The following is a 10,773-nucleotide window of genomic DNA, read 5'->3' on the forward strand; positions in this document are numbered from 1 at the left end:
CACTCCGATCACGTGTAGTACCCCTGATACTTCTCGTAGAAGCTTGCAGCGTCGTGTCCGCCGAACCGTACCTGCTTCTTCATGTCGACACGATTGAGGACGATGCCCATGGCCTTGATCGTGCGGATCGGCAGCTGCCGCACCGCCGCTTTCACGACGCGGTCCGTGGTCTTGCGCCAATGCACGACCAGCACGACGTCATCTGCGAGCGAGACGATCTCGCGCGCCTCCGCGATCGGCAGAATCGGCGGGCAATCGAGGAGGATGACGTCGAAGTCCTCACGCAATCGCGCAATGACCCGATGCAGCCGCCCTCGCTCGGTCAAGCGCTGCCCCTTAGCGAAAGGCCGGGTAATCGGAATGATCCGCAGCGTCGAATCTGCTTCCTGATATTGCGGGATTTCGGCGCCTTCGGACAGCAAGGCATCCTGCAGCCCGGGCTCACCGTTGTGCAGATCAAGCTGCCGACTCAGGTGCGCGCGGATCACGTCGCAGTCGATCACCAGAACCCGTTCATTGGCCATCGCGAGCGCACGGCCCATGCACGCGGCGATCGTCGTCTTGCCTTCACCGGGTACGGCCGATGTAATGGCTATAACCTTGCCAGCCTGTGCAGAGGAATGGCGGATGGAGACAATCACGTTGCGCAGGGCTTCGGAAAAGCCGCCGTCCGGATGGTCGCGGACGGTATCGAGCGGAGACGCCCCATGCGGCTCCACGGTCCGGTAGGCCGGCACGAAACCCAGCCCGGGAATTCCAAGCCGGCTTTCGACGTCGTCGAGCGTCGTCAGCCCGCGATAGGAAAGCTCGGACATGATCGCCACAACGGCGCCGAGCAAAAGGCCTACCGCGAGACCCAGCGCGAGATTCAGAACCATATCCGGCGACTTGGGCAAAACCGGCACATTGCCTGCGGAGATCAGGCGTGCGGTCGGCTGCTCGGTGCCACTACCCGCCACCACTTCGTTGTAGCGCTCAAGATACGACTGATAGAGCGTCTGCGCTGCATCGGCCCGCTTTTCCAGATCGGCGAGCGAGACCAGCGCGCTGTTATCGGTGCTCAGCTGCGCCCGCGTTCCCGATCGGCTGGCGAGCAACGAAGACAGCCGCTGCGCCGAAGCCTGCGCATTCGATTCCAGCGCCCGGATCGAGCGGCCGACTTCTCCGGCAATCTGCCGGTCCAGATCGGCAATCTGCCGACGCACCGTGATCAGGTCCGGATTGTTATCAAAGTAGCGTTGGGAAAGGTCCCGCTCCCGGACAACCAGTTGCGCACGCTGGGCGCGCAGGGCGGAAACGACAGGCGAACCTGCCGCCTCCCCTACTCTGTCGGCACCGCCCGTGCGCATCTGTGCCCGTGCACTGGATAGCGCCGCGGCATCCCTCGCCGCCTCGGCCCGGGCTGAGGCGATCTGCTGGTTGTAGGCCGAAATCTCCTGCTCGGTCAGGCTCGTGGCGGCAGAACTGAGCAGGCCCGTGCGCACACGATAGGCCTGAACCGCTGCGAAGGCCTCGTTCGCGGTCTGGCGCAACTCATCGACACGCGCCCGCAGCACTTCAGCCGCCGTCGAATTCGTCCGCGCCCGTTCCCGCGCATCGTCCGTCGTGAACAGGCGCGCATAGGTATTGGCGATCAAGGCCGCCCGTTCGGGATCGGAATCGTCAAAAGCAATGCGCAAGCTGAACGAGTTTCCGACGCGGGCAACATTCAGATTGTCGGTCAGATAGATGATTGCCTTGTCACGAAGCGTCGGCTCACCGTCGCTTGGCCGGGCTCCGTTGCGTCTTCTTTCAATGCCAAGCGAAGACAGGATATTGTCCAGAGCCGATCGCGGAGCCATCACGTCAGCCTTGAAGGCCGCGTCCTTCAACAAACCGGTGCGCTCCAGCACCTGGGCAGCCATCTTGCGGGAGCGGATCAGTTCGATCTGCGTTTCCACATCCTCGGCACGCGTCGGGCCTTCTTGCGCCTCCTCGGCCCTGTCCGGAACCAGTTCGGTAGACTTGGTGATCATCACGACGTCGGCGCTCGACCGGTAGATCCGCGGCAGGGCCGTGGTCCAAATCGCTGTCAGGCCGAGACAGATGGCCAGGGTCAGGAGCAGGGCTTCCCGCCGGCGGCGCAACATGGCCAGCAGGAAACGGACGGAGATGTGTTCCTCGGTATGCCCATAGGAGGCACCGCCTTTGACCATGACCTGCGGAAGGCCCGTTTCGGTCTGATAAAGCGCAGGAAGGTTCACTCGAATTCCTTCCTCAAGGCGTGATCGTCACGCCGAGTCCGGCGCTGAACGAGGTGAAGGGATTGACGAGAGGAGCGCCGCTTACATCCTGACGCAGAACGCCGAGATAGGCCCCGATCGAGAGCGATCGGTTCACCCGGTACTGCGCGCGCAGGCGGAACGACTTGCGCCACGTGCGGGTATCGACGTCACCGAAGTCGCCACGCTCCAGCCCGGCATCGAGCGCCAGCCGCAAGTTGCGAAGCGGATCGTAGTAGGCACTCAGCGTAATAGTATCGGTAAGAATGCCGCCGACTGTGCGGGCACCACTGTTGCGAAAATCGCGGCGAGCCTGCGCTCGAAGGGTCAGCAGCGGTGTGACGTACCATTGCAGGTCGGCGCGGAAGGTGACGCCGCTGAAATCGCGATAGGCGGGCTGATCGTAATCGCGGGACCGATAGCCGATGCTGGCCTCGCCCGAGATGACCGGCGACAACTCTCCGCGCAGGCCGGCCACGACCGTGTAATCGCGCGAGTCCCGCTGCAGGGCCGCCGGGGCCGATGTGGAGGCAACGTCATCGTAAGAAGCGGCTGCGAACCCGGACAAGAGGCCGGAAAACTCGTATTCCAGCCTGAGTTCGCCACCGACGGTACGCGTGTCGCGAAAGGACTGGTCGGCACTGCCGCCGCCAGCCCGATCGACCGCGTTGTAATCGAGCTGTTCGTACTGCAGCCGGGGAACAACACGGAATGCTCCAAAGGCAAAACCCGCTCCCACATCGGCCGACAACCGCCGGAAACTGACCGGTTCGGCGGCATCGGGCACCGAACCGACGCTGCTGCGCGGCTCGATCAATTGGGCGTACTGCGCGGAGAGCCGGATGGCCTGACGAGGCCCCAGGTCGAAACGCCCCCCGGCCTCGAGAGTATATTGTTCGCTGTTTTCGGTCGTATAGCGCGAATAGCGGCGCAAAGCGCCCATGGCCGAGAAACGAAGTTCGTGACGGCTGGCGTTCGTGCGCAGCTTGAGGGCGGGATTTACTGTCGCCGATGCTGCCGCCTGTGCGTCGGGCCGGTTGAACAGATTGGTCTGAAAGCCACCGACCATCGAAACGCTCGGCTCTGCCAGAAGAGCACCGACCACTACAGGCCGAGGGCTGTAGTCCGGCTCCAGACGGCCGCCCGCCACGTCGTTCCGGTCAAGATCGGGTTCGATCACGATGACGCTGCCCACTCCAACTGACTGTGCGCATGCAAAGGTCGGCATCACGGCAGCACCGGAAGACAACGCAAGTTTGACCAGCCCGCGCTTCATCCCGCCTGCCCACCCCGCAAACTGCCCGACCTACGACCGTTTCAGCCGCAGAACAGATTCCCTACCCATCCAGAAATTGTATTTCAGGATCACACCCGAATACGCTTCCAGATCACGCAGCTATTGTTATCCTGCCTATTCTTTCAGCGCGCGTTTCAATTGATCCGAAAGCGGTCTAACAATGTATTGAAGTATTGTTCGCTGCTGCGTCTGAATAAAGACCTCCACAGGCATACCGACGGAAAGCCGTGCTTCCTCGAGCTTGCGAAATTCATCATCCGGAATGGATACAGTGACCGAGTAGAATGCCGCATTGGTCGCGCGGTCGGTCGAACGATCGGCGGCCACGCGCGTGACCTTGCCTTCCAGCTCGGGCGTGGTGCGCATATTGAGAGCGGTGAAGCGCAAATGCGCAGGCTGGTCAACGGTCACACTGTCGATATCGGTCACCCGCACCTGAGCCCTGACGACGAGGCGGTCCGCATCGGGAACGATCTCCATCAGCGGTTCGCCGGCAGGCACCACGCTGCCCACGGTCCGAACCTGCAGCTTGTCGACGATACCGTCCTGCGGTGCGCGGATCGCAGTGCGATCGTTCTGGTCGCTGGCCGCAACCTCTGCCTTGCGCAGGTCCGAGATCGCAGCCTGCACTTGTGCAAGCTCCAGCGCCGCCTCGCTCCGCGCGACGCTGCCGACACCGGCGATCTGGACCTGCAGTTCGCCAATCCGCGCCTGCGCCTGCGCCGTTCCCGACTGCGCAGCGGCATGTTGCGCTTCGACGCCCACCGCCGCTCGCTCCAACGCGTTGAGGCGATCGAGCGTCGTCAGGCGATTTTCGTAGAGCTGACGGGTCTGTGCCAGTTCCTCGCGCACAAGTTCACCCTGCCGCGCGTAGGCCTGCGCCTGGCTCGCATATGTCGCGATCTGGGCCCGCGCCTGCGCGACCTGGGCGCGAAGTTGCCGAACCCGGTCCGCACGCGCCTGCCGGACCAGCGCAAAGCTGCGCCGTTCGTCTTCGAGCAGCGCCCGAATTTCGGGCTCAGCGGCGCGCCGTATCAATTCTTCGGGAAAAGTAACACCTGCCGCTCCGCTCTGTACGGCCCGCAGACGCGCCGCCTTGGCCAGCAACTGGTCAAGCCCGAGACCGGTATATTCGGCGACGGCCCCGGACACCGTGTCGTCCAGCCGGATGAGCACTTGCCCCTTCTCGACGTGATCACCGTCCTGAACGAAAATATCCGCGACCACGCCGCCGAAAGGGTGGGAAATCTCCTTCACGTGCGTTTCGACGGTCACTTCGCCTGGTGCGATCACCGCGCCGGCCATCGGCAGGAGCGCGATCAATCCCCCGATCCCGAACACAAGCACGGCGACGGCGGCGAGCCCGAAGCGGACCAGCCGCGAGAGCCCCTGCTCAGCCTGACGCGAAAAGTCGCCGTCGATCGGCTTCAAGGCACCGGGGGATGCGCCTTCGATCAGGTAGGCGGCCTGGCTCATCCTTCCACCTGCGCCGGTTCGCCCGTAGAACCACCTTCTATTTCAACGGTCTCACCCGCACCCGGCCGGGTCAGCGGCGGGGGGGCTTTCCTGCGCGCTTCGAACTCCTCGCGCGTCTCGAAGCGCTGGCGGCGGCCGTTGCCCATCACCATGATATGGCTCACATGTGCCACCACGTTCGGCCGGTGGGCGATCACCAGCACGATCCCACCCCGATCGCGCACGCCCTTTATCGCCTTGGCGAGCGCCGCCTCGCCGTCATAATCGAGATTGCTGTTGGGCTCGTCGAGGACCACGAGGAAGGGATTGCCGTATAGCGCACGCGCCAGAGCAATGCGCTGCTGCTGGCCGGCGGAGAGCCCTCCACCTTGCGGCCCGATCGCATGATCGTATCCGTTTTCGAGGCGCACGATCAGGTCATGACAGTCCGCCGCCCTGGCCGCTTCGAGAACGGCCTGCCGATCCGCATCAGCTTGAAATCGGGCAATATTCTGCGCAATCGTCCCCTCGAACAATTCGATCGACTGCGGCACGTAGCCCACGATCCGCGCGATCTGATCCGATGGCCACTGATCGAGGGTCGCGCCGTCGAGCCGCACGGAGCCCCGCAGCATCGGCCATATCCCGCACACGGCGCGCGCCAGAGTGGTCTTTCCCGAACCGCTCGGCCCGACCACCGCCAGCGCATCGCCGGCGGCAAGGTCGAAGCTGACCTCGGCCAGCGTCACCGTGCGCACGCCCGGCGGCGCGGCGGTTACGCGCGAAACGGTAAGCCGCGCCTTGGGATAGTCCAGTCCCATGGGTTCGATCCGGTTGGGAATGGCGTGCAGCAGATCGCTTACCCGCCCCAGCGCCTGCCGGCTGGACACCATACCCTTCCAGTTGGCGATCACCTGCTCGACCGGCGCCAGAGCGCGCGAAGACAGGATCGAGCTGGCAATGATGATGCCCCCGGTCGCGCTGCCCCGGATCACCAGATAGGCCCCCAGGGCGAGCGTTGCCGACTGCAGCAGCATGCGGAAGGCCTTGGTCAGACCAGACATGGTGCTGGAGAGCGACGAAAAGCGGTCGTTCGCCTTGAGGTACTCCGCCTCCACCGCGTGCCATTCGTCCCGCCGCGCGCCGGACATGCCCAGCGCCTTGAGCGTCTCGGCATTGCGCAAGGTCGCTTCGGCAAGCGTGGCCCGCCGCGCGCCGCTGCGCATCGTCTCGGTCGCGAGCGGGGCCGTCATCCGGTTGTTGAGCAGCATCAGCGTGACCAGCACCGCCACGCCCAGCAGCGCGAGCAGTCCCAGTGACCAGTGGAACACGCTGAGGATCAGAAGATAGACGACGATCCAGGGCAGATCGAGCAAGGCAAGCGGCCCCGGCCCGGACAGGTATCCGCGCGCCGTATCGATATCGCGCACGATCTGCGTGCCGTTGGGCATCGCGCCGCGGCTGAGTTCATAGCGGGAAATGACATCGAGCACCCGGTCGCTGATGGTGCGCATGAACAGCGACCCGACATGGACCATGATCCGCCCGCGCACGACATCCAGGACCGCCTGGAAGGCATAGGCAAGCGCCACCATGACCAGGAGGCTGACCAGCGACGGCACGCTGCGGCTGGGCAGCACATCGTCGTACACCAGCAGCATGAAGAACGAGCCGGAGAGCAGCAGGACGTTGTAGACGCTGCTGATCGCGACGACCGGCACAAGCACCCGCCGAAGCGGCGCCATGGCGGTCTTCAATTCGGTGGACAAGCGGAAGCCGAAGGTCACGAGTACCGCCTCACCGCGCCGTTCCGAAAGCGCCGCGACACCCAAACATCGTCCCAATCGGATCGACCGCTGCCCCTGTCGCGAGCAGCCCAAGCGCGCGCTGCCATAATTGAATCCTGTCCGGAGCCATCTCGCGATGCACTAGATCAGTCGCGCCCCTAAACAGCCAGAACCGTTAGATCAGTTTTGGGGCTTCCCGGAGCAGTTCTGTTCAAATCCAACCTAATTATAAGGGCGGATACTTGCAGGTTTATACTTATAAGGCCGCAATACTGGCTGCCCCGCTGGTCCTCACCAGTGCGCCGTGCCGGGCGGATACGTTGGAGGAGGCGATAACGTCCGCCTACGCGAACAATCCTGCACTGGCGGGCCGCCGTGATCTCGTCAGCGCTGCCGACGAAGGCGTGGTTCAGGCTGAGGCGGCCTATGGACCGACGCTGAGCGCCAGTGCAAGCCATACCTACACAGCGGCGCGCACCCGAGGCACGCTATTGCCTTCCCGCAATGACGGGTTCGCGACCTCGGCCGAGTTCCGGCTGTCACAGCCGCTGTTCACCTCCGGCCGGCTGGCTGCGCAGGTGGATGCGGCAAGGGCGGTAAAACGGGTCGAACGCGCCCAACTGGAAGCCAGCAGCCAGCAACTGATCCTCGACGTGGTCAATGCCTACGTGTCGCTGCAAAGGGACATCGAACTTTACGGGGTCGCGCTGGAAATCCGCCAGCTGCTGCAGCAGCAACGCGATGTGACGGCAGCACGCTTTCGCCTGCGCGACGCGACCCAGCCCGATGTCGATCAGACCAACAATCGGCTGGAACTGGCAGCCGGTCGCGTGATTGCCGCCCGCGCCACGGTCGAGGCGAGCGCCGCTCGCTACCGCAATCTTGTCGGCGTTTACCCGACCAAACTCGACCCGCTCCCGGCCGTGCCGGCCGTGCCCGACCTGGAGCGGCTCTATGCCGCAGCGGAGCGGCACAATCCCACGCTTGCAGCTGCGCAATTCACCGAAATGCGCTCCAGCGCGCTGGTTGGCGCAGCGCGGGCCGAGATGATGCCGCAGGTGAGCGCCTTCGCCTCCGCCGCGCGCAGTCCGCTCACACCTTATCAGAACACCTTTCGCGAGGAGGCGGTGGTAGCGGGAGTCAGCGTGACCATGCCGCTTTACACGGGCGGCCAGCAATCCTCAGCCTTGCGCGAAGCCATTGACCGCAATCAGGCGGACCAGCAATTCGTGGAACAGGCGCGGCGAGACATGCGCGAAACCCTGGCTTCGAACTGGAGCCTTTTTCAGGCAGCGAGCGCCGCGCTCCCCCGTTACGAAGCCGCGGTTCAAGCCGCCGAGCGGGCCGTGGAGGGCGTCAAAACGCAGGAAACCTCGGGCATTCGCACGCTGCGCGACGTTCTCGATGTCACCAACGACCTGCTCAACGCCCGCACCGCCGCCGTGCAGGCTCGCGCCGAGCGATACCTGCGCCGGGTAGCCGTTCTGCGCGATGCCGGCCTGCTGACAATCGGGATGTTTGCGCAAGTACCGGCCTACGATCCGGACAGCCGGCGCGCAGGAATTGCCGGTCTGGCGGGCCTTCCCTTGCGGCCGATCCTCGAACCGGTGGACCGACTGCTCCTCTACGAACGTGTGCCGCTCGCACCGGTACAACGCGAAGACCAGGAAACGTTCACGTGGCCGGGACAGACAGAAGTGATACCCGCAGAGAGAACCCCATCAGATCGCGATTGAAGTCGTGATCGTGGAGGAATGCTCGAAAACGGAGACACTTTTCAAGTTCGCCGATCTTCATTGGGCAACGGCAGCTTCAATGTGTTGTTACGGAAAGCAGCCCACCGACCCGATCCGGACCAATATGCCCGGAACGCATGTCGTCGCTGGACCATTTCATGGCATAGCTAAGGGCAAACGGCGTATTCCCGTTTCACTCGATGGTAGCGCGGCTGCGCCTAATAAGAGAACCCACCTTGCAGGACAGAAATTCGAGAGGTCGCATGGACAGCCGCCAGAAAAGGCAAACAACCACATCCCAGCATCATCTTGGCGACAGGATATCCCGCGCTGGCTGGATCACTGCACTGGCGGCAGGGGTCTGCCTGTGGGCGGTGATACTGGCCTTCGTCCTGTAATCCCCGTCAGTACGCCCCTCGCGCAAAGACAACCGCAGGCACGGTTTTGCATAGCAGCCACGTATCGAGCGCCAGGCTCTTGCGCGCGATATAATCGACATCCATCGCCACGCGGCTGGCATAGGATACGTCACTACGGCCGCTTGTCTGCCACAGCCCCGTAAGACCGGGGCGGACATGGCAATAGTGCACGAAGTGCCGGCCATAGTGATCGACTTCCGCTTCCACGATGGGTCGCGGCCCGACAATGCTCATGTCCCCCAGCAGGACGTTGATGAGCTGGGGAAACTCGTCGAGGCTGAGCTTGCGCATGAAGGCGCCGACGCGCGTCACGCGCGGATCATTACGCAACTTGCGCGTCCGCTCCCATTCGCACCGGGCCTCCGGATCGGCCTTTAGGTGGTGCTGCAGGATGGCGTCCCCATCCAGCTTCATCGACCGGAACTTGTAGCAATTGAAGTGACGCCCACGGTACCCGACGCGGCGATGAACGAAGAAGATCGGCCCGGGATCGCTCACAAAGACCACGATCGTCAGCACGACCAGAAAAGGGAGAATGACGACGAGGATCGCCAGGGCGACGACGATATCGAATATGCGCCAGGCACAGACCTCACGCCGCGACAAGGACCGGGGCATGCCCCGGTCGCCCTCGACACACGCGACTCCGCTTGCCATGTCATCGGCCACGACTGACGATGCGGTAGCTTTCGAAGTAGCCATAGACGCCACTTGCTCCTCCCTGAAGCTGGACTTCGGACTTGAAAGTCCTTGCGATACGCCAAGGCTAACACTGGCTATTTCGCGCCCGCAACGAGAGTTAAATTCAATTCGGTTACTCAAATTTTGTGACAAACACCGTATTTCCTACGGAATTATGTAAAAATTCATAAGTAATATTATTCAATTTTCTATCAATATAGGAACACAATACCGCGACTATGGATGAACTTTTCGCAGTGCGGTAGATTCACGCCCCGTAAAAAGGCGATAAAGCCGCAAGTAGAGTTCCTCGCATTCCTCGGCACGACTACCGGCAAGATCGAGCAGAGCGTCCGCCGGCAATTCGTGCCGCAGACGTTCGATCCGGGTGAATTGTCCGCTCTTTAGCGGATCGCCCCCTCCTCCCCGACGCGAGGCTGCAAGGCTGGCGTATCGGTTGACGAGAGGAGGCTGGAGCTCCAGCCCAGCCGATATTGCAGCCAGGGCCCGCTCGGGGTCGCGAACGAGCGCTTCGTGCGTCAGGCCGATGCGCCGTTCGGCCGGAAACCGATGCCAGAGCGCCTCAAGCGCCGTCAGCCGCTCGATATAGTAGTCGGCGGCTTCGTCCTGTGTGCGGTACTCGTTCTTGCCCAGCCGGCAAAACAACCGGACGATCGAGAGGATGGCATCCCCCGGTCGGCGGACGAGAAAGATCGCGCGTGCCGTGAAGAATTCGGGCGGCACGGCGCTGTCGTATCGGGAGTGGAGTATCTTGTCGAAGAGATGGCTCGCCTGCAGCTCCCACCCTCCGCGCCGCATCTGGTTGAGCGCAAGCTGCCCCAGGTCCGCACGGCCCTCGTAGCGGACATGGGCCTCGCCATAGCCGCTGATGTCGGGACGCGAACACAGGATATTCGAGAGCGCCGTCGACCCGCATCGCATGTGGGCGAGGATGAATAACCCGTTCTCGAACCGGTATTGCGGCACGGCGCGGCTGACCAGCCAGCCTGCCGTCCGCTTCCCGGTGTCTCGCAAAGCATGCATCATGCCCGGCAGGTTACGTGATGCGAGGCCCGGCACCTCGGGCAACTAGCTCCATCTCGGCGCGAACACATCGCCGCGGATTCGCCGGAACTG

General features: G+C 63.2%; 7 protein-coding genes. 1 reads left to right on the forward strand and 6 read right to left on the reverse strand.

From position 1 onward, the window contains the following. Positions 1 to 8: 8 nt before the first annotated feature. From IEX64_RS13730 to IEX64_RS13745, 4 genes are all read right to left on the reverse strand, one after another. Positions 9 to 2,243, reverse strand: coding sequence for a GumC family protein (locus tag IEX64_RS13730; RefSeq protein WP_229710331.1), 2,235 nt, complete (start codon positions 2,241 to 2,243; stop codon positions 9 to 11). Between the two features lie 13 nt (positions 2,244 to 2,256). Next, positions 2,257 to 3,441, reverse strand: coding sequence for an outer membrane beta-barrel protein (locus IEX64_RS13735; RefSeq protein WP_188820250.1), 1,185 nt, complete (start codon positions 3,439 to 3,441; stop codon positions 2,257 to 2,259). Positions 3,442 to 3,672: 231 nt separating this feature from the next. Then, positions 3,673 to 5,034 carry an HlyD family type I secretion periplasmic adaptor subunit gene (locus IEX64_RS13740; protein ID WP_188820252.1) on the reverse strand — a complete coding sequence of 454 codons (1,362 nt, stop codon included), beginning with the start codon at positions 5,032 to 5,034 and terminating at the stop codon, positions 3,673 to 3,675. After that, positions 5,031 to 6,800 carry a type I secretion system permease/ATPase gene (locus IEX64_RS13745; RefSeq protein ID WP_229710333.1) on the reverse strand — a complete coding sequence of 590 codons (1,770 nt, stop codon included), beginning with the start codon at positions 6,798 to 6,800 and terminating at the stop codon, positions 5,031 to 5,033. The genes IEX64_RS13740 and IEX64_RS13745 overlap by 4 nt, the downstream gene beginning before the upstream one ends. A 242-nt stretch (positions 6,801 to 7,042) precedes the next feature. Here IEX64_RS13745 and IEX64_RS13750 point away from each other — a divergent pair, with 242 nt between their 5' ends. Further along, positions 7,043 to 8,536 carry a TolC family outer membrane protein gene (locus tag IEX64_RS13750; protein WP_188820254.1) on the forward strand — a complete coding sequence of 498 codons (1,494 nt, stop codon included), beginning with the start codon at positions 7,043 to 7,045 and terminating at the stop codon, positions 8,534 to 8,536. Between the two features lie 404 nt (positions 8,537 to 8,940). On the opposite strand, the gene IEX64_RS13755 is transcribed toward IEX64_RS13750, so the two are convergent. Together IEX64_RS13755 and IEX64_RS13760 are read right to left on the reverse strand one after the other, a co-directional pair. Then, on the reverse strand, positions 8,941 to 9,657 hold the full coding sequence (locus IEX64_RS13755) for a sugar transferase (RefSeq protein ID WP_229710343.1): 717 nt from the start codon (positions 9,655 to 9,657) through the stop codon (positions 8,941 to 8,943). Positions 9,658 to 9,873: 216 nt separating this feature from the next. After that, positions 9,874 to 10,716: a sulfotransferase family protein gene (locus tag IEX64_RS13760; RefSeq protein ID WP_229710352.1), complete on the reverse strand. Its 843-nt coding sequence runs from the start codon at positions 10,714 to 10,716 to the stop codon at positions 9,874 to 9,876. Positions 10,717 to 10,773: the final 57 nt, after the last annotated feature.

Source organism: Novosphingobium indicum, assembly GCF_014645195.1.
Lineage (GTDB): Bacteria > Pseudomonadota > Alphaproteobacteria > Sphingomonadales > Sphingomonadaceae > Novosphingobium > Novosphingobium indicum.